The sequence below is a fragment of the Streptomyces sp. NPDC054757 genome (assembly GCF_053612185.1).
In genome coordinates this window covers 12,623-34,726 of the sequence record NZ_JBSHBW010000010.1, presented here as the reverse complement: position 1 = coordinate 34,726, position 22,104 = coordinate 12,623, and the positions used below count along the sequence as shown (strand labels likewise).

Sequence of the window (22,104 nt, the reverse complement as noted above, 5' to 3'; positions counted from 1 at the left end):
CCGGCAGCGGGGCCCGGCCGGACTGCCCGGCCCCGCACCTTGCGCCGCTACGGCAGGTTGTTGATCGTGAAGGTCGACGTGGTGTTCCTGATGTCCTGGGCGTTGCCGCTCAGCTTGAGGTGGTGGAAGGTGACCTCGCCGACCGCCGGACCCTGACCCGGCTCCGGCATCTCGTTGGCCCAGACGCCGAAGCCCGACTTGGCGTCATAGGCGTCACCGCTCTTCTTCGCACCCGTGATGGTGACGTCGGTCAGGATCGTGTCCTTGACCGGGAACTGCGGCTGCCCTCCCACGTAGTTGGTCTGGAACATGATCCCGCTGTACGTCGGGTCGACGATGTCCACATCGTTGATCCGGATGCCCTGGAACACCTTGGAGGCGGAGAACAGCCAGATCCCCGGGAACGTCTGGCCGTTCCAGAAGTGGCCGCCGGTCCGCTCCAGGGTGATGTTCTCCAGGGTGGTCGGATCGGTGCCGAAGCCGTTCATCGCGTAGCCGAAGTCCAGTGAGCTGACCGTGACTCCGGCGTAGACGAGGGTGTCGGCCACCCTGATGTTGCGGAAGGTGTTGTCGTAACCGCCGTAGACGGCCACCCCCGCCGCGCGCCAGGTGAGCAGCGAGGTGAGGTTCTCGAAGACGTTGTTCTTCTCGTCCGCGCCCCCGGCGTCGATCGCCGAGAACAGGGCGAAACTGTCGTCCCCGGTGGCCCGTGACTCGTTGTTGGTGACGTGGTTGTCCGTACTGCCGTTGGTCATGTTGACGCCGTCGGCGTAGGTGTCGCGGATCCGGGAGTTCCTGATGGTGACGCGGTCGGTGTTGGCGCCCCAGTAGAGGCAGACCGTGTGTTCGTCCCAGATGTTGTCGATGGTGATGTCGGAGACGTTCGAGAAGTCGAAGACCTTGCCGGGGCCGTCGATCCGCGAGGTGTAGTTCCCGAAGTAGGCGAAACCGGCGAACGAGGAGCCGTTGGCCGTCGCCTCCGCCCGGAAGCCGATATCGGTGTTCTCCTGCGACGAGGGTGCGCGGAACCGGGTGAACCAGGGTCCCGCGCCGACCACCCGGACGGCCTTTCCGTACACCTGGAACTTGCTGGACGTCTCGTAGTCACCGGCCGGCAGATAGACACCGGTCAGCTTGCCCGTGGTGTCCATCCGCACCTTGTCCAGCGCGTTCTGCACATCCTGCTGGGAGAAGCCGGCCGGGACGGTGTACGCGGCCGGGTCCGGGTTGGGGGCCGCCACGGCCTGCTCGGTGTTGATGAAGTCGATCGCGTACGTGGAGGTGTTGGCGGCGTCCTTCTGGAGCTTGATCCGGTGGCCGGCCGGGACGGTCATGCCGAGGAGGACGCTCGCCTCGTCGTAGATGTGGCGGGGGGCGCCGGACCCCGGATCGTTCCCGGGACCGGTCTCCGCGCCGTACAGCCAGGCGTACTTCGACGTGAGGTCGACGGCCTTGAGGAAGGTGCCGTCCACATAGAGGTCGAGGGTGGTGTCGATGCCGCCACCTGCCGGGGCGTCCGGGACGGAGAACCGGGTGACCAGGGTGTTGGTACTGGATTTCGTGGTGAACTCGACCGACATTCCGGTGCTGTTGAGCGTCACCGCCTTGCGGCCCGACGCCTCGCCCGCCAGGTCGCCCACGGTGCGGTTCGGTCCGACGACCTCGGCGCCGCCGGCCAGGACACCGTCCTCGGCCTCGTAGCTGTCGTACGGCATGTCGGCGCCGCGCCCGACGAACAGCGACTGTGTGGTGGTGTTGTTGCCCCGCTTGACCGGCAGTTCGTTGGCGTCGTCCGCGATCACGGTCTTCACCTGGTAGGTGCCGTTCACCGCGGTCCAGCTGCCGAGATCCACCGGGGGAGCGGTGTCGCCCGCCGCGATGGTCCCGGAGTGCGAACCGGTGAGGGTCTTGACCGTGGCGCCCTTGGAGTCGGTCACGGTCAGGGTGATGTCATGGGCACCCGGTGCCGAGGCGGCCGTGCCCTGGTTCTTGACCGCCACCGAGAACTTCACGGTGTCCCCGGCGGAGGCGGAGCCCGGCGACCAGCTGACCGGCGACGCCACCAGGTCGGAGCTGGAGACCGGCTTGACCACCAGCGGGGAAGGGCTGGTGAAGGTGTTGTTGCCCTCGTCGGTCTCGACGACCTTGTTCCCCGGGTCGACCTCGGCGCTCAGCGGGTAACTGCCCGCGTCCCGTGCACCGATGGAGCCGGTGACGGTCTTCGACTCACCGGCGGCGAGTGCGGGGACCGGTGCCGTGCCAGCCTTGGTGCCGCCCAGGCTGAAGTTCAGGTCCGTGGCGGCCGACGCCTGGGTGCCGCTGTTGGTGACGGTGGCCGAGAGGCTGATGGAGTCGGACTCGACCGGAGCGGCGGGGGACGAGGTGATCCTGGTGACCTGGAGGTCGGGGTTGGGGGCGGGGACGCCCATGACCTGGAACTCCGCGATCTGGCCCGCGGCGGAACCGGTGTTGGAGGTGATCTTCAGCTGGACCTCGGCGACCCGCGCCGTCACCGGGATGGTGACGGTGTTCTGGCTCGACGGGTCGAAGGTGTAGTCCTTGGCCGCTGCGATGCTCGTGAAGGAGGTGGCGCTCTGCTCACGTCCCAGCACCTGGATGTTCTGGGTCCGGGTGGCCCAGGAGCTGTCCGGATTGAGCTTGAGCACGACCGAGTCCACATCGGCGTTGGCGCCGAGCTTCACGGTCAGCGTGTTCGGGTAGCTGCCGCCGGCGCCTTCCCAGTAGGTGCTGGTCCGGCCGTCGTTGGCGTTCTCGGCGGCGAAGGTGAAGACGGTGGAGGACGCGCTGATCGGCTTGGACCGGGCCAGATCGGAACCGCTGCCGGTGGTGCCGGGGCGGGTGACGGTGTTGCTGTTGCCCGAGACATTGCCCGCCGCGTCATGGGCGCGTACGTAGTAGGAGACCGTGGTCCCGGCCGGCCTGCTGTCGGTGTACGTGGTCACGTCCCCGGCGACGGACTTGGCCGGTTCGCCGTTGGCGTAGATGTCGTACCCGGTGACCTTCACATTGTCGGTGGAGGCGCCCCAGGTCAGCTTGATCTCACCGGCGGACGGCTGGGTGAAGGCCAGATCCGACGGTGCGGTCGGCGGCTCGGTGTCTCCCGTACTGCTCTTGCGGGTCACGGTGTTGCTGTTGCCCGACTGGTTGCCGGCGGCGTCATGGGCCCTCACGTAGTAGGCGACCGTCGTACCGGCCGGCTGGGTGTCGGTGTACGTGGTCACCTCGCCCGCGACCGATGAGCGCAGCTCGCCGTTGGCGTAGATGTCGTACCCGGTCACCCCCACCGCGTCGGTCGAGGCCCGCCAGTCCAGCTTGATCTGCCCGCTTGTGGGCTCGGTGTACGCGAGGCCCTGCGGGGCGGTCGGCGCCGTCACATCGCCGGTCGCGGGACCGTAGATCTCCAGCTCCGACAGCTGGCCCGCGTGCTGGACGGAGTTGGCGGTGACCAGGACCCGTACGTACCGCGTGGTGGTGGCGTCGAAGGAGAGCGTCGCCGCCTGTCCGCCCGCAGCGTCGAAGGTGTAGTCCCTGGACGCGGTCAGATCCGTGAAGTCCTTGTTGTCGGTGCTGCCCTGGATCTTCAGTGTCTGGGTGCGTGACCCCCAGCCGTCCGGCAGCCGCAGGACGACCTGGTTCACCCGCACGGCGGCGCCGAGGTCGGCCTGGACCCACTGCGGAAGGGCGTTGTTCCTGCTCTCCCAGTAGGTGGCCCGGTTGCCGTCGTTCGCCCGGTCCGCCGTGTACGTCTCGGTGGAGCTGCTGGCCGTCAGGGTCCGGCCGAGGGCGAGATTGCCCGTGGAGTCGGAGGCGTCGGCGCCGTGGACCTCCAGCTCGGAGAGCTGTGCCTTGGACCAGCCGGAGTTGGCGGTGATGTCGATGCGTACGTAGCGGGCCCGGGTGGCCGGGAAACCGACCGTCACCGTGTTGCTGTCGGCGGGGCCGAAGGTGTGGGCCGCGGACGCGGCGAGGGTGCTGTAGCCGGTGCCGTCCGTGCTGCCCTGCACCGAGAAGGTCTCGCTGCGGCTCTCCCATCCGGCCGGCAGCTTCAGTACGACCTGGTCGACCCGGGCGGTGGTACCGAGGTCGGCCTCCACCCACTGCGGGAAGGAGCTGCTGGAACTCTCCCAGTAGGTACTGGGATCGCCGTCGGTGATGTGGGCCGCTCCGTACTCCGCCGCCGCACCGGAGGCGCGGGCCGGACGGCCGGCTGCGAGGTCGGGTCCGCCTGCGGCCGTGGCGGACAGGGCCGGCAGTCCGAGCAGCAACAGGGCTGTCGCGAAGGCGGCCGTCAGGGCCCGCCAGCTGCTTCTGTGACGCGTCATCTACTGTCCCCATACTCGTGGAGTTCGAGTTTTTGCGTTCAATTGTTGGAGAATTGCAGAGACTTGTACGCAGGTCTACAGGTCCGACCGAAGTAATCGACGGGTGCATGTCAGAGCAGGGGTGTCGCGGAGATCACAACTCCGCTTCTTTGCATGGCTGTTGGGCGGGGCTGGTGGCCCGCTCTACTGGAGCGTGTGGACGGCCGCGGCGAAGAGGGCGGGCATCCGGGATGCGGTGGGTACGACGAGGCCCGCGGTCAGTGGCCGGCCGCTGAAGGACAGCAGGGCCCCGGTGAGCAGCCGGTGACGCCGGGTCAGGCGCTGCCAGGCGGCCTCGTAGCCGGCGGGCCGCCCGGCGGCCAGACAGCGCACCGCAGCCCCGGCGGTCGCCAGGGCCAGGGCGATCCCCTCCCCGGTGAGGGCGTCGACGTACCCCGCGGCGTCCCCGACGAGGAGCACCCGCCCGGCGACCCGGCGCCGCACCCGCTGGCGCAGCGGCCCCGCGCCGCGCACGGTGCTCGCGTGCGGCCCGCGCAGCGCCGCGTGGAGAGCCGGGAACCCGGCCAGGTGCTCGTCGTAACCGCGGCGGCTGCGGCTGAGCACCGCGACCCCGACCAGATCGTCACCGACGGGCGTCACATACGCCTCGCCCCGCGCCGACCAGTGCACCTCCACGAAGTCGGTCCACGGGGCGCACCGGTAGTGGCGGCGCAGCCCGTACCGGCCGGGGGAGCGGCCGGGCAGATCGAGCCCGAGACGGCGGCGCAGCGGGGAGTGCAGACCGTCGGCGGCCACCAGCCAGCGCGCGGTGAGCCCGGCCGCGGTGACGGCGCCGGCGCTCTGGCGCACCTCCCCGACCTTGCCGTCGACCATCCGTACGCCCAGCTCACGGGCGCGCTCGTGCAGCGCCGTGTGCAGCACGGTGCGGCGGATCCCCAGACCCGTGCCGCCCCGGAACGCCGCGTCGGCGCTGTGCCTGCCGTCGAGATAGCGGATGCCGCGCAGCTCCCGGCCTTCCGCGGCCACCCCCAGCGCACGCAGCGCGGCCACGCCGCCGGGCATGACACCCTCTCCGCAGGCCTTGTCCACCGGAGAGGTCCTGGGCTCCACGACGACGGCCTCCAGACCGGCCAGCGCGGCATGGATCGCGGTGGCGAGCCCGGCGGGGCCACCGCCCGCCACCAGTACGTCGATCACGCCGTGACGTCTCCCGCCGAGGTGTCGCGCGCCGGAGTGTCTCCCGCCGGGGTGGACAGCCCCGTGACGTCTCCCGCCGGGGCGGACGCCGGGCCCGGCCCCGCAGTCCCGCAGCCCGCCAGTGCCGCGTTCTCACAGCGGATACGGACGGTCAGCAGTACGGCATTGAGCACGGTGAACGCCGACGCGGTGAGCCACGCAGTGTGCACCAGCGGCAGCGCCACCCCCTCGGCGACCACCGCCACATAGTTCGGATGCCGCAGCCAGCGGTAGGGGCCACCCTGTACGAGCGGCAGACCGGGAACGACGATCACCCGGGTGTTCCAGCGGGGCCCCAGCGTCCTGATGCACCACCAGCGCAGCGCCTGGGACGCCACCAGCACGCCGGCCATCGGCCACCCGAGCGCGGGCAGGAACGGCCGCCCGCCCAGCCAGGCCTCCGCCACACACGCGGCGAGCAGCCCGGTGTGGAGCGCGACCATCGCCGGATAGTGCCCCTGACCGGCGACGGTCGCCCCGCGCGCCCTGCTCCAGCGCTCGTTGCGCCGGGCGACGACGAGTTCGGCGATGCGCTCGGCGGCGACAGCGGCCACCAGCAGCACGTACCAGATCATGGGTCATCCTCCGCATCACTGCGTAATCGGGATCGGCGGACTACCAGCGCAGCAGGACCAGTTCGCAGCAGAAGCCGGGGCCCATCGCCAGCAGCAGCCCCGGTGTGCCCGGCGGCGGAGGGTCCGTGGCCAGGGTGTCGCGCAGCACGTGCAGCACCGATGACGAGGACAGGTTTCCGACGTCGGCGAGGTGGCGCCAGGTGACGCCGAGCGCGTCGTCGGGCAGCCCCAGCGCATCGGTGACGGCCTCCAGCACCTTGGGCCCGCCCGGGTGGCAGACCCAGGCGGTCACATCCTCGGGCTTGAGCCCGTGACCGGCGAGGAAACCCGTGACGTCCGCGGCGAGGTGACGGCGGACCACATCCGGCACGGACGGGTCGAGCACCACCTGGAAGCCGGAGCCGCTGATGTTCCAGCCCATGACGTGTCCGGTGTCGGGGTAGAGCCTGCTGCGGGTGTCCACGACGGCAGGCCCCGGCCGCTCCCGCTCCCCGGCGGCGTGGTCGGCGCCGCGGACCACCACGGCCGCGGCGCCGTCCCCGAAGAGGGCGGTGGCGATCAGATTGGCCATCGAGCTGTCGTCGCGCTGGAAGGTCAGGGAGCACAGCTCGACGGAGAGCAGCACCGCGACCTGGTCCGGGTGGCCGAGCAGATAGTCGTGGGTGCGGGCCAGCCCGGCCGCGCCGCCCACGCAGCCGAGCCCGAAGAGCGGCAGCCGTCTGACATCGGGGCGCAGCCCGAGCCGCCCGGCCAGCCGGGCGTCGATCGAGGGGGTGGCGATTCCGGTGACCGAAGTGAAGACCAGCAGGTCCACGTCCTCGGGGTGCAGCCCCGCCGCGTGCAGCGCGCCCCGGACCGCCTTGGCGCCTAGCTCCGTCGCACCGGTGATGAACGCGTCGTTGGCGGCGCCGAATCCGTCCAGCTTCTCGTACGCTTCGAGCGGCAGCGTCATATGGCGGGTGCGGACCCGGGAGCTGCGGTGCAGCCGGTCGAGGACCCGCCGGTCGGCGCCTTCGGGCAGACAGACGCGGGCCACCATGTCGGTGATCTCGTGCTGGGCGTGGCGGTGCGGTGCCAGCACACCGTGGACGGCTGCGATCCGGGTCATAGGTTCTCCCGCCTCGGGGATGACGTGCCCTGCATTGCAGCATCCCTGCCCCCGGCCGGGCTTTCGACACCCTGGCCGCCGCCCCGCCGCCCTCCGCCGATTCCCCCGTACGCGTGGAGTGCGCGCGCAACCGTGGCGCGGGGGCGACGGCGCCTACGATCGGCGGGTGGGAACCCCCGAGCAGCCCCTGGCAGACCGACCCGCCGCCCGGCGGGGCGGAGTTGTGGCCGCCCTCGCCGGATCGTGCCACCCGGGCCCGGTCGTGGCGGTCACCGCGCTGCTGGCGGCTCTCGCGGTGACCGCCGGGCAGAGCCCCGGGCGCTCGGTGCTGACCACCGCCGCCGTGCTCACCGGGCAGCTCTCCGTGGGCTGGTGCAACGACGCGGTGGACGCGCGCCGGGACACCGCGGCCGGGCGCGACCGCAAGCCGCTGGCCGACGGCACGGTCGGGGTACGCACCGTATGGGCCGCCGCGTTCACCGCGCTGGCGCTCTGCGTACCGCTCTCGTTCGGCTGCGGCCCGTGGGCGGGCGCCGTGCATCTGACCGGGGTCGCCCTGGCCTGGGGGTACGACCTGGGGCTCAAGGCGACCGTCTGGTCCTGGCTGCCGTACGCGGTGGGCTTCGGGGCACTGCCCGCCTTCGTCGCGCTCGGACTGCCCGGACAGCCGCCGCCCGTCTGGTGGATCGTCACCGCGGGCGCCCTGCTGGGGATCGGCGCCCATCTCGGCGATGTGCTGCCCGATATCCGCAGCGACCTGGAACTCGGAGTGCGCGGCTGGCCGCACCGGCTCGGGCCCGGCCGCGCACGGCTGCTGCTCCCGGTCCCGCTCGCCGCCGCGTCCGCCGTCCTCGTCCTGGGACCCGCCGGGGCGCCGTCCGGCCGGGCGCTGGCGGCGCTCGCCGCCGCGACCGCGGCCGCCGTCGCGGGGACCCTGCTGGGGCGCCGCCGGGAGCGGGCCGCGTTCGCCGCCGCGGTGGCCGTCGCCGCGGTCGATGTGGCGCTGCTGCTGTTCAGCGGCGCCACCATCGTCTGAGCGCACCCGTCGGCACCGCCGTCCGCAGGAGCGCAGGTCTTTCGGACACCGGCTTCCGGGTCAGCGCCGCATCCGCCGTCGCAGCAGCCAGAGCGAGGCGGAGAGCGAGACGAGCAGCGCCCCGACCGCGGCGAACCCGCCCACTGTCGACGCCTTCTTGATCGTGGAGTGGTGGCTCACCGCCGGCGAACCAGCGGGGCCCAGCTGCCCCGCGTCCGGCTGCCCCGCGTCCGGCTGCTCGGGTCCCGTAGCCGTCACGGTGGTGGTCCTCGCGATGGCCGGGCGCAGCGAGCCGGTCGGCCGCACTTTGCCGGACGCCTCGAAGCCCCAGTCGAGGAGAGCGCGCGCGTCCTCGTAGACACTGCTGTCCTGAGGGTTCATCACCGTCACGATCAGCGTGTGGCTGCCCCGGTGCGCCGCAGCGATCAGGGTGTTGCCCGCCTTCGCCGTGTAGCCGTTCTTGACACCGATGAGACCCGGATAGGGGCTCACGTCCCGGGAGCCGACCAGCAGGCGGTTGGTGTTCCGGACCTCGAAGGGCGCACCGGCCCGGCCGGAACTGTCGAGCCCGCCGGGGAACTCGGTACTGCTCATCGAGCAGTAACGGGCGAACGCCGGGTCGCCCAGACCGGTGCGCCCGAAGACCGCGAGATCGAAGGCCGACGAGTACTGGCCGGGGATGTCATCGCCGTCCGGCGACATGACCCGGGTGTCCTCGGCCCCCAACTGGACGGCCCGCCTGCGCATCTCGTCCCTGGTCTTCCGCCACCCGCCGTTGAGCGAGGCCAGCACGTGCACCGCGTCGCCGCCCGGACTCAGGAAGACCCCGCGCCACAGGTCGTCCACCCGGTAGGCGCGCCCCTCGGCCACCCCGATACGGCTGCTTCCCTTGCCGACGCCCGCCAGGTCCGCCCTGGTCACGGTATGCAGCAGCCGCGGGGGCAGATGTGGCAGCACGGTGAGGGCGAAGAGCGTCTTGAGCGTGCTGGCCGGGGGGAGACGGCGGTGGGCGTCCTTGGACGCCAGCACATCGCCGGTGGTCGCGTCGGCGACCACCCAGGACAGCGCCGAGACCTGGTCCGGCAGCGCCGGGGCGCGGGACCCGCTCTCCCTCGTACTGCCGGGCGGCCGCTGGCCGGGGTGCGGGGCCAGCGCGGCACTCGGAGCGATCGAGGTGACGCCCGCCGCCAGCACCACAGCTCCGGCGCAGAGGCTCTGCAAGACTGGTCTGAAGATCATTCAGTTACGGTAAAAACACGGAACGTTGCCCGCATCTCAGGCGAACCCGGAGGAGACCGAACGGCCGACACCCCGGCCGCCGCGTGCCCGGACCCGCTCCGGAGGCGCCCGGCCGGTGCGGCTGGCCTGTCCGGCGCAATCCGACGCCCCGTTGGAGTGGCCGGACTCGCCAGATCGCGGTGGTCCGGCCTACGGTGTTCCGGCAGCGGTGTGCGTCCCGCACCGGACGTGCGGCCGCTGCAGAGACAGGTCCGTGCGCGTGTCCCCTTGCCGCGCACCCCTGTTGGCCGCAGCCCGGTTGCCGCAGGGCTCCCGCACCGGACTGCCGCCGCGGTCCTGTACGAGCATCGTGTGCCCGGAGGTCTCCCCATGCGCTTGACGAGTATCGGGTCTGCCGCCCTGCTGAGCGCCGCCGTGCTGTCCCTGGCCGCCCCGGCCGCGGCGGCGGGCGACGCCGGCGGGGCCCCGCCTTTCGGGCCCACCGTGTCACCGGGCTCGGTCGCTCCCGGCGGTACGGTCACCCTCGGTGCCACGGGCTGCCGGGAACCGGGCGTCACCGTCTCGTCCGGCGTGTTCGGCCCGGTCACCCTCCGCCACGGGCATCCCGCGACCGTCGTCGTGGACCCGGAAGCCGCGACCGGAAAGCGGTACGACGTGACCTTCGCGTGCGGAGGACAGCGGCGGAGCACCCCGCTGGAGCTCTCCGGCACCCCGGACAAGCGGATCAGGGCGGTCCTCAGCGGCTCGCTCACCGATATGGACACCACCGAGCTGGTCGCGGGCGGTGTCCTCATCGCGGCGGCGCTCGGCGTGGTCCTCCAGCTGCGCCGCCGCTCCTCCCACGGCGCACCCTGACCGGGCCTGGCCGCGGCCCCGGCGACGCACCCGCCGCCGGGGCCGCGGGTGTCAGTGGCTCCGGCACTCCGCCCTGATCAGCTGCGCGGCGTAGCGCGCGTCGAGGGCGGGGCTGCTGAAGCTGTCCGGATGCGCGCACATCCGGGCGCGGCCCGCTGCCGTGGTCCCCTTCCAGCTGAGCCGTACGGTCTGCTCGGTGAACGCGCGCCGGTCGTACGGAGGCGGATTGGTGTCACCCTCCGTACGTGATGCCTCCGCCGACGAGGCCCCCGCGCCTGTACGGGAGGCTTCCGGGGACGTGGCTTCCGTCCCCGAGGCCTCGGTACGCGAAGTCTCCGCATGCGAAGTCTCCGACCGGGGAGCCGACGGCTTCGCGGACATTGGCCGGACGTCGTCGCCCGGGGTGATCGCAGCTGCGGTGAGGGTGGCGCACAGGGCTGCCGTGGCGAGCGCGGTACGCATCAGGGCGGAGTGCATGGCGGAACTCCTTCGGCTCGTCGGATGCGGTGTCGGGGCGAGCCGCCCTGGGGCCGGCTGCGGCGGTCCTCACGCGGCCCGTACGGCGACGGCGACGGGAAAATCAGTCCTGCCGACGGCGGTGTCGCTCTGCCGGAACGGGGAGGCGAAGGGCAGAGCCTGCCAAAGCCGTTCCAGGATGGGCGCGGTGCGCGGGCCCCGCAACCGGGTGCCTTTCCGGAGCCGAAATGCCTGGTGGGCGGGGCGCCGGGCAGCCGCTGCCCGGTTCGGTCAAATGACAGGTATGAAGCGTTCAACAATGGTTCAACCTCTTACCAAGACTTGCGGACCGCCCGGAGGGGGCCGGACCGCGGTGGGCCGGTGGAGCGCCACATCCCAACAGCGGTTATGCCGTACCGTACCGCTCCGGACACGCTCAGTGGCCGATATTCGGGACACTGTTCCGCTTGCGTCGGGCGTACGGTTTTCAACAGAAAGTTGATCTAGCGCCAATACCCCCTTCTCCGGGGGTATCTGGCCAATTCGCCATGTCCTCAAGGGAGTAGACATGTCTGCGGCGGAACAAGCGGTGCAGGCAAGGAGCCGGACGCCGCTGCGGCTCGGACAAGTGCAACTGCGGGGCATCGCCCAGGTGACCCTCAGCGCCAATCCGTGGACCGGACTGCTGTTCACCGTCGCGCTGTTCGCCGAAGGCTGGCGTACCGGTGTGTACGGCCTGCTCGGCGCGGGTGTGTCCGCCGCGACCGCGGCCCTGCTCGGCGCCGACCGGGGCAATATTGTCAAGGGGCTTGACGGCTACTGCGGTTGCCTCACCGGTCTCGCCCTCCTCGTCACGTTCGGCTCGTCGGGACGTACCGTCCTGCTCACGGTCCTCGGTGCGGCGGTCTGCCCGGTGCTGAGCGCAGCGGCCGGCCGTATCTTCGGGCGCGTCGGCCTGCCCGTGCTGACCGCCCCGTACTGCCTGGTCGCCGGCGCCCTGGTGACCGCGCTGCCGACGGCCCCCGCCGCGGCCGGCGCCACCGCGCGGGTCGGCGGGTTCACCACGCTGTCCGCGGCGGACGCCGGGCGGGCGTTCTGCGACAACATCGGACAGGTCTTCTTCCTCGACAAGTGGTACGCGGGCCTCATCCTGCTCGTCGGGCTCCTCATCACCTCGCGGGCCGCCGCCGTCGCGGCTGCCGCCGCCTCGGCCCTCGCGCTGCTGACCGCCTGCGCCGCCGGGCTCCCGGCCGACCGGATCGCCCAGGGCCTCTACGGCTACAACGGGGTGCTCTGCGCCATAGCGCTGGCCGCCACCTTTCTGACCCTCACCCGGTGGACCGCCGGTTACGCCGCACTCGCCGTCGTGGCATCGGTCCCCTTCACCGCCGCCTGGGAGGCGTTCACCCGGCCGTCCGGCGGATCCCCCTTCACCTGGCCGTTCGTAGTGACGACCTGGCTCTTCCTCGCGGCGGGTCCAGCGCTGGGCCGGCCCGGCATCTCATTCGAGAAAGCAGAGTGACGCCATGAATCTCTCCCCACGCGAAATCGACAAACTCCACGTCTACGTGGTGGCCGACCTGGCCCGCCGCCGCAGGGCGAGGGGGACCAAGCTCAACTACAGCGAGGCCGCCGCGCTGATCACCGAAGCCGTCCTGGAGGCGGCCCGCGACGGCCACACCGTCGCCGAGTGCATGGAGCTGGGCCGCAAGATCGTCACCCAGGACGACGTGATGCCCGGAGTGCGCGAGATGCTCACCGTCCTCCAGGTCGAGACGGCGTTCGTCGACGGCACGAAGCTGGTCACCTGCCACGACCCGATCAGCGCCTGAACCCCGAAGCCTGAACCACCGAGGAGACAGAGATGTCGGGCGGAGCCCACTACCTCTACGGGGACGACCCCGTGGAGATCAACGCCAACCGGGCCACGGTCAGGCTCACGGTCGCCAACACCGGCGACCGCGCCGTCCAGGTCGGGTCGCACTACCACTTCTTCGAGATCAACCGCGCGCTGCGCTTCGACCGTGAGGCCGCCTTCGGGATGCGCCTGGACATCCCGTCCGGCACCGCCGTGCGTTTCGAGCCCGGCGACAGCCGCGAGGTCGACCTGTGCGCCTTCGGCGGCGGCGGGCGGCTCGTCGGATTCGCCGGACTCGTCAACGGGGGCCTGTCGGCGCCCGACACCAAGCGCAACGCGCTGCGCCGCGCGGCCGAACTGGGATTCACCCGTGCCGGCGACGCCGCCGGCCAGGACAGCGCCGCCGGCCAGGACAGCACAGGGAACACGCCCGGCGCCGAGAGCACCGCGGGCACCGAGGGGACTCAGCACTGATGGCGATCATTCCGCGCAAGCAGTACACCGACCTGTTCGGCCCCACCGTGGGCGACCGGTTCCACCTCGCCGACACCAATCTGGTCGTCGAGGTCGAGTACGACCACAACGCCGGTTCGTACGGGGAAGAAGCCGTCTACGGCGGTGGCAAGGCCATCCGTGACGGCATGGCCCAGGACCCCTCCGCGCTCAACCGCGAGGGCGCCCTCGACCTGGTCATCACCAACGTCGTGGTCATGGACCCGGTGCTCGGCGTCGTCAAGGGTGACATCGGGGTCCGCCACGGCCTGATCGTCGGGGTCGGCAAGGCCGGCAACCCGCAGCTCCAGAACGGTGTGGACCCCAAGCTCATCATCGGCCCCGGCACCGAGGTCGTCTCCGGCGAACACCTCGTCGCCACCGCCGGCGGTGTGGACACCCACATCCACTTCATCTCGCCGCAGCAGGCCGAGGAGGGCCTGTCCAACGGCATCACCACCTTCTTCGGCGGCGGCACCGGGCCGACCGACGGCTCCAACGGCACGACCTGCACCCCCGGCCCGTGGAACATCCACCGGATGCTGGAGGCCGTCGAGGACCTGCCGGTCAATGTGGGCCTGCTCGGCAAGGGCAACGGCAGCCAGCCGGAAGCCCTCCGCGAGCAGATCGAGGCGGGCGCGGCCGGTCTCAAGGTGCACGAGGACTGGGGCGCGACCCCCGCCACCATCGACACCGCCCTCAGCGTCGCCGACGAGCACGACGTACAGATGGCCATCCACACCGACACCCTCAACGAGGGCGGTTTCTTCGAGGACACCCTGTCCGCGATCGACGGCCGGACCATCCACACCTTCCACACCGAGGGAGCGGGCGGCGGCCACGCCCCCGACATCATCCGGGTATCGGGCGAGGCCAACGTCCTGCCCGCGTCCACCAACCCGACGCTTCCGTACACGGTCAACGCGGTCGACGAACTGCTCGACATGGTGATGGTCTGTCACCACCTGTCCCGCGACATCCCCGAGGACGTCTCGTTCGCCGACAGCCGGGTGCGCGCCGAGACGATTGCCGCCGAGACCGTCCTGCACGACCTCGGCGTGATCAGCATCTTCTCCTCCGACTCCCAGGCCATGGGCCGGGTCGGCGAATCGTTCGTCCGGGCCTTCCAGACCGCGCACCACTGCAAGGAACTGCGCGGCCCGCTGGCCGAGGACAGCTCCCGCAACGACAACGCACGTGTGCTGCGCTATCTCGCCAAGCTGACCATCAACCCGGCCATCGCCGTCGGCGCGGCCGACGTGATCGGATCCCTGGAGCCGGGGAAGATCGCCGACATCGTGCTCTGGCCGATGCACTCCTTCGGCGCCAAGCCCAAGCTCGTCATCAAGGGCGGCATGGTCAACTGGGCGCTGATGGGCGACCCCAACGCCTCGCTGCCGACGCCGCAGCCCGTCTACTACCGCCCGATGTTCGGTACGTACGGCCGCGCCAAGCAGCGGACGTCGGTCACCTTCATGTCCCAGTCCTCCATCGCCGCGGGCGTCCCCGGCGAACTGGGCCTCCAGCGGCGGATCGAGCCCGTGCAGCGCTGCCGGACCATCGGGAAGCAGCACATGGTGCGCAACGACGCGCTGCCGCGTATCGAGGTGGACCCGGAGACGTACAAGGTCACCGTCGACGGCGAACCCGCGACGATCGAACCCGCCGAGCGGCTCCCGCTCAACCACCTCTTCTACATCGTCTGACCGGTCCGGCGGCCGCCCCCGGCGGCCTGACCACAGCGGACCACCCCTCGTACGAACGGAGCCCCGGCATGAACGACCCGATGCCCACGGCCGCACTGCTGACCGGGCTCCAGCTCACCGACTCGGCCTTCCCCAGCGGCTACTACACCCTCTCCCACGGTCTGGAGGGCTTCCAGCAGGCCCGCGCGGTGACCCCGCGCAGCCTGCCGGAACTCCTCCACGATCTGCTGCGCCACAGTGCGGGGCCGTCCGACGCCACCGCCCTGGCCCTCGCCCACCGCGCGGTCACCGCGGGCGACTGGGCGGAGCTGACGGCGGTCGAGGAGCGGCTGCACGCCACCAAACTGGGCCGGGAGGCCCGGCAGGCCTGTGTCCGCACCGGGCGGCAGCTGCTCGACCTGGCGGCGGAGGTGTACGGAACCCCGGAGATCGAGCGGTACCGCACCCTCTACCGGGACGGCGCCGTACGCGGCTGCCAGCCGGTCGTCGCCGCCGCTGTCCACGCGGGCAACGCGGTCACCGTACGGCAGGCGGTCACCTGCGAACTGTTCGCCTTCGCGGCCAGTTTCGTGGGGGCCGCCCTGCGGCTGCGGCTCACCGACCACCGCCAGGCGCAGGTCGTACTGCACCGGGCGGCGTCCGTGATCGAGGAGACCGCAGAGGCCGCCCTGGAGCGCGAACTCGCCGACATCGGCGGCTTCGTCCCGGTGGCGGACATCATGGCCGGCCGCCATGAGCGGGCGGAGGCACGGCTGTTCGCCAGTTAGGCGGAGCCATCCGCCGACAGGACACCACACCAGAGAAGGATCACCATGCACGACCCCATGCAGGCCCGGCACCACCACAGCCACGACGACGAACTCCTGCGGCGCCCCAAGGACGGCGTACTGCGGGTGGGGATCGCGGGACCCGTCGGTTCGGGGAAGACGGCTCTGATCGAGGCGCTCGTCCCCGTACTGTTCGCACGCGGCCGCACCCCCGCGGTCATCACCAACGACATCTTCACCAGCGAGGACGCCGCCCATGTCCGCCGCACCCTCGACGGGATCCTCGACGCGGACCGGATCGTCGGTGTCGAGACCGGGGCGTGCCCGCACACCGCGGTCCGTGACGACCCGTCGATGAACCAGGCGGCGGCCGACGAACTCCTGGAGCGCCACCCCGACGTGGACACGCTGCTCTTCGAGAGCGGCGGCGACAACCTGACGCTCACCTTCAGCCCGGCCCTGGTCGACCTCTTCCTGTTCGTCCTGGACACCGCCGAGGGCGACAAGATGCCGCGCAAGCGGGGCCCGGGGATCACCGAGAGCGAACTGCTCGTCATCAACAAGGTCGACATCGCCCAGTACGTACGGTGCGACCTGGAGGTCATGGAGTCGGACGCGCGCAAGGTCCGGGAGGGGCGGCCCGTGGTGCTGACCAACTCCCTGACCGGCGACGGCCTCGACACCATCGCCGACTTCATCCTGGCCCATGAGGCCGCCCAGGCGGCGGCCCCCGCATGACCACGGCGCCCGCGCGGCTGGACCCCGCGCACTACGAACCCCGGCGGACACCGGCCCGGCTGCTCGCCCTCGCCGGTCCGGCGGACACGCTGGCCGCCGGGCGCCCCGGCAAGGTCGGTCTGCTCGAACTGCGCTACGCGCGGGTCGGCGGCCGCACCGAACTCGTCGACCGCTACCAGAAGTCGCCGCTGCAGATCATGCGGCCGCTGTACATCGATCCGCACCGGCCCGATCTGCCGGTGACCTTTCTGATGTCGACCGGCGGCGGCATCCTGCAGGCCGACCGGAACCGGATCGACATCGACTGCGAGCCCGGCACCTCCGTGCACCTGACCACGCAGGCCGCCACCAAGGTGCACCGTATGGAGTTCGACCACGCGACGCAGCTGGTCAACCTGACGGTGGGGGAGGGCAGTTACGTCGAGTACCTGCCCGACCCGCTGATCCCGTACCGCGACGCGCGCTTCTACCAGCACACGGTGGTGACGGCCGATCCGTCGGCGACCGTACTCATCGGCGAGACGATCGCCGCCGGACGGCTGGCCCGGGACGAACGGCACGCCTACCGGATGCTCTTCAGCGACCTGGAGGTCCGGCGCCCGGACGGCACGCTGCTCGCGGCCGACACCGTACGGCTGGAACCGCACGGTCCGGGCGGCGTGACCGGGCCCGCGGTCTTCGCCGGTCATGACCTGATGGCATCGCTGTACGTACTCACCCCGCTGGCCCCCGCGGCCCTGGTCGCGGACACCCTGCACGACGCGCTGGAAGCCGCCGGCCTGGTCTTCGGTGTGAGTGTGCTGCCGGACGACACGGGGGCGTGGGTGCGGGTCATGGGCAGCGATTCCCCTGCCGTCACCCGTGCGCTGCGCGCCGCGTGGGACGCGGTGCGCCGCCTGCTGATCGGGGTACCGGCCCCGGACCTGCGCAAGACCTGAGTGGGCTAGGGGATGAGGCGCCGCTCCTTCGCCGCCGCGGGCCCTCACCGGGTAGGCCCTCACCGAGTAGGCGGCGCCGGGACAGGAACGGAAGGACGGCAGCAGGATGAACACGCACGACACCCACCCCACGGACCCGGACCCGGACGGACGGAGGACCGCGGTGCACGAGCAGGACCGGGCGCTTCTGGCCGCGGCCGGCCGGGGAGACACGGCGGCGGTGCGGGCCGCCCTGGCAGCCGGCGCGGGGCTTGAGGCCCGCGACCTGCACGGCCGTACCGCTCTGCTTCTCGCGTCCATCGGCGACCATGTCGAGGCCGCCCGCGCCCTGATCGCCGAGGGAGCCGACCCGGACGCCCAGGACGACCGTGACGACAGCCCTTGGCTGGCCACTGGTGTCACCGGGAGCGTGGCCATGATGCGGGTGCTGCTCCCGGCCGGCCCTGATCTGACCCAGCGCAACCGCTTCGGCGGGATCGCGCTGATCCCGGCGTCCGAGCGCGGCCACACCGACTACGTACGGGCCCTCCTGCGGGAGACCGCCATCGAGGTCGACCACGTCAACAGCCTCGGCTGGACAGCCCTGTTGGAGGCGGTGATCCTCGGCGACGGGGGACCGGCCCACCAGGAGATCGTCGGACTCCTGATCGCGGCCGGTGCCACGCCCGGCCTGCCGGACGGCGACGGGGTGACGGCCCTGCGCCATGCCGAGCAGCGCGGGTTCACCCGGATCGCCGACCTGCTCAGGGCGGCCGGGGGCTGAGACGGAGACGGCGCCCCCGGCCGGTGGCCGGGGGCGCCGCGCGGCCGCTGCGGGCCACCGCCGGGAGAGCGGTCAGGCACCGGTCCCGAGCAGGGGCGCCCAGAGGGCGATCTCGGGGCGCTCGGCCAGATCCGCGAATCCGGCCTCCACCCCGTGGTCGCGCCGCCAGCCCTCCAGGAGGGTCATGATGCGGATGGAGTCGAGCCCGTAGTCGACCAGGTTCTCGTCGAGGGGGATGTCCGCCGGGTCCTCGCCCAGGGCGTCCGCGACGTCCGCGCGGATCCGTTCCACGGTGAGTGCCATGACCGCTCAGAGCTCCTTGAGAAGTGCTTCGGTGCTGGTGACGACGGCGCACCGGCCGGCCGCCCAGCGCAGGGCCATCTCATGGTCCTGCCGGGAGAAGTCGGCGACCGCGTCGGCGACGACGAACGCCTTGATGTCCTGCATCCAGGCGTCGGCCGCGCTCATCAGCACACCGATGTGCGCGTACACCCCGACGACGATCAGCTGGTCGCGCCCGAGGTCGCGCATCCGCCGGAGCAGATGCGTTTGGACGAAGGCGCTGTACTTCCACTTGGTGATCACCGTATCGCCCACCTGGGGCGCGACCGCGGCCGGGATGGCCTTCGCGTGGTCGTCGTCCGGCAGGCCCGCGCCCCAGAAGTCCTGCTGGAGCCCGCGCTGTTCGGGTGTCTGGCCGCCGGGCTGCGCCGAGTAGGCGACCGGAATGCCTCTGCGGCGCGCCTCGGACGTCAACCGCTCCACATTGTCGAGGAGTTCGGTGACCGGGGACGCGCCTTCGGTGAAGGCGTCGAGGAAGTAGTGCTGCAGATCGTGCACGAGCAGCAGGGCCCGGTCCGGGTCGACGGTCCACTCGACGCGGTTCGCGGGCAGCTCGTCCGGTGTGGGCATGGGGTACGGGGCGATGGCGGGAAGTGCCACGACGGAAGCCTTTCGGTGGTGCTGGGGTACGGAGGTGCCGGGGGCGGCCGCAGGTACGAAGGAGCCGGGGGCGGCCGCAGGTACAGAGCTGCCGGGGGTGGCCGCGGTGCGCAGGTCCTTCTTGCTGACCTTGCCGATCCCCGTCTGCGGGAAGGCGTCGACGAACTCGACCCGGTCGGGGACCTTGTAGGCGGCGAGCCCCCGTTCGCGTACGTACTTCTTCACGGCGGCCGGCTTCAGCGGCTCCGCATCCCGGCGCAGGATGACGTACGCACAGCTGCGCTCGCCGAGGTAGCCGTCGGCCACGGCGACGACGGACACGTCGTGCACGGCCGGGTGGGCGAGGATGACGTTCTCGACCTCCTCCGCCGCTATCTTCTCGCCGCCCCTGTTGATCTGGTCCTTGGCCCGGCCCTCCACGACGAGGTGCCCGGTGGGCGTCCTGCGGACCACGTCGCCCGTGCGGTAGAAGCCGTCCTCGGTGAAGGAGCGCGCGTTGTGTTCCGGGGCGCGCCAGTAGCCGCGGATCGTGTACGGGCCCCGGGTCAGCAGATGACCGGTGGTGCCCGGGGCCACCTCACGGTCCGCGTCGTCCACGATCCGTATCTCGTCATCGGGCGAGATGGGCCGGCCCTGGGTGGTGACCATGGTCTCGCCCGGGTCGTCGAGGCGGGTGTAGCTGACCAGCCCCTCGGCCATCCCGAAGACCTGCTGCAGGGCGCAGCCCAGCGCGGGCCGCACCCGGCGCGCCGCCGCCTCACTGAACTTGGCGCCGCCCACCAGCAGGACCCGCAGGCTGGACAGGTCGTACGGGGTGCCGGGCCCCGCGTCCGTCCAGACCAGGGCGAGGGGCGGCACCAGACCGGTGAGGGTCACGCCCTCCTGCTCGATCAGCGGGAAGGCGGTGGCCGGGTCGGGCTGCGGGCACAGCACGACGCGCCCGCCCGCGTACAGCACACCCAGCGAACCGGGCGAGCTGAGCGGGAAGTTGTGCGCGGCGGGCAGCGCGACCAGATACACCGAGTCCCCGTCGACCCCGCAGATCTCGTTGGAGCCGCGCAGCGAGTAGATGTAGTCGTCGTGCGTGCGCGGGATGAGCTTGGGTACCCCGGTGCTGCCGCCGGAGAGCTGGAGGAAGGCGAGGTCACCGGGGACGGGTCCGTCGTCCCCCGGGTACGCGCCGCCGTCCGCCGGGTCGCGCGGCACATCGCTGAGCGCGGTGTGCTCGCCCGGCTCGCCCACCACGAACACCTCGCGCAGCGTGGGTACTTCGGCGCGTACGGCCGAGGCCAGGGCCCGGTGGTCGAAGCCGCCGTGGGTGTCGGGGACGACGTAGGCGACCGCCTCCGTGAACGAGCAGAAGTAGCTGATCTCAAGATCCCGGTGGGCGGGCAGCGCGAAGACCGGCAGCGCGCCCAGCCGGAAGAGCGCGAAGACCACCTCGAAGAACTCGGCGATGTTCGGCAGTTGGACGACGACGCGGTCGCCCCTGCGGATGCCGCGCCCGGCGAATCCGGCGGCGAGCCGGTCGGCCCGCTCGTCCAGCTCCCGGTAGGTCCAGGCCCGCCGGCCGCCCGCCGGGTCCACGACGGCGATCCGGTCGGGGTGCAGCCCGGCCCGCTCGCGCAGCATTCCGCCGAAGGTCTCGCCGCGCCAGTACCCGGCCGAGCGGTAGCGGTCGGCGAACTCCTCCGGCCAGGTGGGCGCCCCGTCCGCCGCGGCGCTCACTGCCCGGCCCCCGTGGCGTCGGCCCCGGCCCTCGCGGCGTCGGTCCCGGCTCCCGCGGCGTCCCCTGACCCCACGGCGTCGCCCGCCCCTACGGCGTCCAGGAAGGTACGGAACTTGGCGGCCGTCTCGGCCGTCTCGCCCTCCGGCGTCGAGCCGGGCACGACCCCCGCACCCGCGTACAGGCGCAGCAGACGCCCCCGCGCCTCGGCGCACCGTATCGAGACGACCCACTCGCCGTCGCCGTTCGCGTCGGACCACCCGGCCATCCCGGTGTAGTGCCCCCGGTCGAAGGGTTCCAGCTCGCCGATCACCTCACGGGCGTACGGGGTCGGGGTCCCGCACACGGCCGGGGTCGGATGCAGCGCACAGGCCAGCTCCAGCGCGGACACGGCCGGGTCCGAGACCTCACCGGTCACGGTGGTCGACAGATGCCACATGGTGGCGGTGCGCACCAGGGTGGGGCGCGCGGGGACGTCGATGCTCGCGCAGTACGGGGCGAGCGCCGTGCGTACGGCGTCCACGACCACCGCGTGCTCGTGCAGGTCCTTCGCGGATTCGAGCAGCGCGGCCGCGGTGCGCACGTCCTCGGCGAGGTCGGCGCTGCGCGGCGCCGACCCGGCCAGCGGGTTGGCCACGAGACGCGGTCCCCGCCGGGAGACCAGCAGTTCGGGGCTGGCGCCGAGCAGCGTACGGCCGGGGCCCGACGGCATGGCGAAGGTGTAACCGCCGGGGTCGGACCCGGCCAGTCTCCGCAGGATCGCCGCGATGTCGGGCTCACCGGCGGACGTCAGCTCCAGGGTGCGGGCGAGCACCACCTTGCTCAACTCACCGCCCCGCATGCGGAGTACGGCCTCGGCGACCGATTCGCCGTACTCACGGGCGGTCGGGACCTCCCGTACCGTCCAGCCGCCCGCCGGGGAGGCGACGGGAGGCGCGGGCAGCGCGATGAGCGGGTCCTCGCGCAGCGCGGGCGCCCAGCTCACCGTGTGCGGTACGGCGAGCACCGCGGGGGACGCCCGGTCGAAGGGCACCGTACCGACGACGAGCGCCGCACGCTCACCCGCGCTCCGCCGCTCCGCCAGCAGCTCCGACACCCGTACGGCGGGCGGGCGTTCGTCCTGCGGCACTTCCACGGATGCGCCGTGGGCGAGCAGCGTACGGGTGGGGGAGGCGAAGAACCAGTGGTCGCCCGGCTCGTAGGCGGTGAGCAGCCCGGTGGCGGCGCCGACCGCCGCGAGGGGGCGGGGTCCGGTGTCCGGATGGCGGGGGGAGCCGGACACCGGGGGTCCTGCCAGGTCGGGAAGGGAGGTCACGTAGGGCTCCG

19 protein-coding genes and 1 pseudogene are annotated in these 22,104 nt (G+C 71.9%); 10 read left to right on the top strand and 10 right to left on the bottom strand.

Going from position 1 to position 22,104, the window contains the following annotated elements:
* Positions 1 to 47: 47 nt before the first annotated feature.
* The 4 genes from ACWGKJ_RS14740 to ACWGKJ_RS14725 all read right to left on the bottom strand — a co-directional run bounded on the left by ACWGKJ_RS14740 (position 48) and on the right by ACWGKJ_RS14725 (position 7,262).
* Positions 48 to 4,343 (bottom strand): discoidin domain-containing protein, encoded by a 4,296-nt coding sequence (locus ACWGKJ_RS14740; protein WP_385017020.1) that lies wholly within the window; start codon positions 4,341 to 4,343, stop codon positions 48 to 50.
* A gap of 183 nt (positions 4,344 to 4,526) precedes the next feature.
* Positions 4,527 to 5,540: an NAD(P)/FAD-dependent oxidoreductase gene (locus ACWGKJ_RS14735; RefSeq protein ID WP_385017023.1), complete on the bottom strand. Its 1,014-nt coding sequence runs from the start codon at positions 5,538 to 5,540 to the stop codon at positions 4,527 to 4,529.
* Positions 5,537 to 6,154 (bottom strand): isoprenylcysteine carboxyl methyltransferase family protein, encoded by a 618-nt coding sequence (locus ACWGKJ_RS14730; protein ID WP_385017026.1) that lies wholly within the window; start codon positions 6,152 to 6,154, stop codon positions 5,537 to 5,539. The genes ACWGKJ_RS14735 and ACWGKJ_RS14730 overlap by 4 nt, the downstream gene beginning before the upstream one ends.
* 40 nt (positions 6,155 to 6,194) lie before the next feature.
* Complete coding sequence (locus ACWGKJ_RS14725) at positions 6,195 to 7,262, bottom strand: type III polyketide synthase (RefSeq protein ID WP_385017028.1); 1,068 nt, start codon at positions 7,260 to 7,262, stop codon at positions 6,195 to 6,197.
* Between the two features lie 166 nt (positions 7,263 to 7,428).
* On the opposite strand from ACWGKJ_RS14725, the gene ACWGKJ_RS14720 reads away from it, so the two are divergent.
* Positions 7,429 to 8,298, top strand: coding sequence for a UbiA family prenyltransferase (locus tag ACWGKJ_RS14720; protein ID WP_385017031.1), 870 nt, complete (start codon positions 7,429 to 7,431; stop codon positions 8,296 to 8,298).
* A 60-nt stretch (positions 8,299 to 8,358) separates the two neighbouring features.
* Here ACWGKJ_RS14720 and ACWGKJ_RS14715 read toward each other — a convergent pair whose 3' ends face one another.
* Complete coding sequence (locus ACWGKJ_RS14715) at positions 8,359 to 9,537, bottom strand: D-alanyl-D-alanine carboxypeptidase family protein (RefSeq protein ID WP_385017034.1); 1,179 nt, start codon at positions 9,535 to 9,537, stop codon at positions 8,359 to 8,361.
* A gap of 369 nt (positions 9,538 to 9,906) precedes the next feature.
* On the opposite strand from ACWGKJ_RS14715, the gene ACWGKJ_RS14710 reads away from it, so the two are divergent.
* Complete coding sequence (locus tag ACWGKJ_RS14710; RefSeq protein ID WP_385017036.1) at positions 9,907 to 10,392, top strand: hypothetical protein; 486 nt, start codon at positions 9,907 to 9,909, stop codon at positions 10,390 to 10,392.
* Positions 10,393 to 10,443: 51 nt separating this feature from the next.
* Here ACWGKJ_RS14710 and ACWGKJ_RS14705 read toward each other — a convergent pair whose 3' ends face one another.
* Positions 10,444 to 10,869, bottom strand: a complete 426-nt coding sequence (locus ACWGKJ_RS14705) for a hypothetical protein (RefSeq protein ID WP_385017039.1) — start codon at positions 10,867 to 10,869, stop codon at positions 10,444 to 10,446.
* A 547-nt stretch (positions 10,870 to 11,416) separates the two neighbouring features.
* Between ACWGKJ_RS14705 and ACWGKJ_RS14700 the strand changes: the two genes are divergently transcribed.
* The 8 genes from ACWGKJ_RS14700 to ACWGKJ_RS14665 all read left to right on the top strand — a co-directional run bounded on the left by ACWGKJ_RS14700 (position 11,417) and on the right by ACWGKJ_RS14665 (position 18,110).
* Positions 11,417 to 12,370, top strand: coding sequence for an urea transporter (locus ACWGKJ_RS14700; protein ID WP_385017042.1), 954 nt, complete (start codon positions 11,417 to 11,419; stop codon positions 12,368 to 12,370).
* Between the two features lie 4 nt (positions 12,371 to 12,374).
* On the top strand, positions 12,375 to 12,680 hold the full coding sequence (locus ACWGKJ_RS14695; RefSeq protein WP_385017044.1) for an urease subunit gamma: 306 nt from the start codon (positions 12,375 to 12,377) through the stop codon (positions 12,678 to 12,680).
* A gap of 32 nt (positions 12,681 to 12,712) precedes the next feature.
* Entirely contained in the window at positions 12,713 to 13,180 is a 468-nt protein-coding gene (locus tag ACWGKJ_RS14690; protein ID WP_385017047.1) for an urease subunit beta, read from the top strand.
* Positions 13,180 to 14,904 (top strand): urease subunit alpha, encoded by a 1,725-nt coding sequence (ureC, locus tag ACWGKJ_RS14685; RefSeq protein WP_385017050.1) that lies wholly within the window; start codon positions 13,180 to 13,182, stop codon positions 14,902 to 14,904. The genes ACWGKJ_RS14690 and ureC overlap by 1 nt, the downstream gene beginning before the upstream one ends.
* Before the next feature lie 68 nt (positions 14,905 to 14,972).
* Positions 14,973 to 15,671, top strand: a complete 699-nt coding sequence (locus tag ACWGKJ_RS14680) for an urease accessory protein UreF (protein WP_385017052.1) — start codon at positions 14,973 to 14,975, stop codon at positions 15,669 to 15,671.
* A 57-nt stretch (positions 15,672 to 15,728) separates the two neighbouring features.
* Entirely contained in the window at positions 15,729 to 16,409 is a 681-nt protein-coding gene (gene ureG / locus ACWGKJ_RS14675) for an urease accessory protein UreG (protein ID WP_385017094.1), read from the top strand.
* Positions 16,406 to 17,347 carry an urease accessory protein UreD gene (locus ACWGKJ_RS14670; protein WP_385017055.1) on the top strand — a complete coding sequence of 314 codons (942 nt, stop codon included), beginning with the start codon at positions 16,406 to 16,408 and terminating at the stop codon, positions 17,345 to 17,347. Before ureG ends, ACWGKJ_RS14670 begins: the two co-directional genes overlap by 4 nt.
* Positions 17,348 to 17,453: 106 nt before the next feature.
* A complete protein-coding gene (locus ACWGKJ_RS14665; RefSeq protein ID WP_385017059.1) occupies positions 17,454 to 18,110 on the top strand; it encodes an ankyrin repeat domain-containing protein in 657 nt (218 codons plus the stop codon).
* Between the two features lie 72 nt (positions 18,111 to 18,182).
* Here ACWGKJ_RS14665 and ACWGKJ_RS14660 read toward each other — a convergent pair whose 3' ends face one another.
* From ACWGKJ_RS14660 to ACWGKJ_RS14645, 4 genes and pseudogenes are all read right to left on the bottom strand, one after another.
* Entirely contained in the window at positions 18,183 to 18,413 is a 231-nt protein-coding gene (locus ACWGKJ_RS14660) for a phosphopantetheine-binding protein (RefSeq protein ID WP_385033019.1), read from the bottom strand.
* Between the two features lie 6 nt (positions 18,414 to 18,419).
* On the bottom strand, positions 18,420 to 19,022 hold the full coding sequence (locus ACWGKJ_RS14655) for an isochorismatase family protein (protein WP_385033025.1): 603 nt from the start codon (positions 19,020 to 19,022) through the stop codon (positions 18,420 to 18,422).
* A gap of 108 nt (positions 19,023 to 19,130) precedes the next feature.
* A pseudogene (locus ACWGKJ_RS14650) lies at positions 19,131 to 20,780 on the bottom strand ((2,3-dihydroxybenzoyl)adenylate synthase); the annotation flags it as partial.
* Positions 20,777 to 22,093 (bottom strand): isochorismate synthase, encoded by a 1,317-nt coding sequence (locus tag ACWGKJ_RS14645; RefSeq protein WP_385033016.1) that lies wholly within the window; start codon positions 22,091 to 22,093, stop codon positions 20,777 to 20,779. The gene ACWGKJ_RS14645 and the pseudogene ACWGKJ_RS14650, both read right to left, overlap by 4 nt.
* Positions 22,094 to 22,104: the final 11 nt, after the last annotated feature.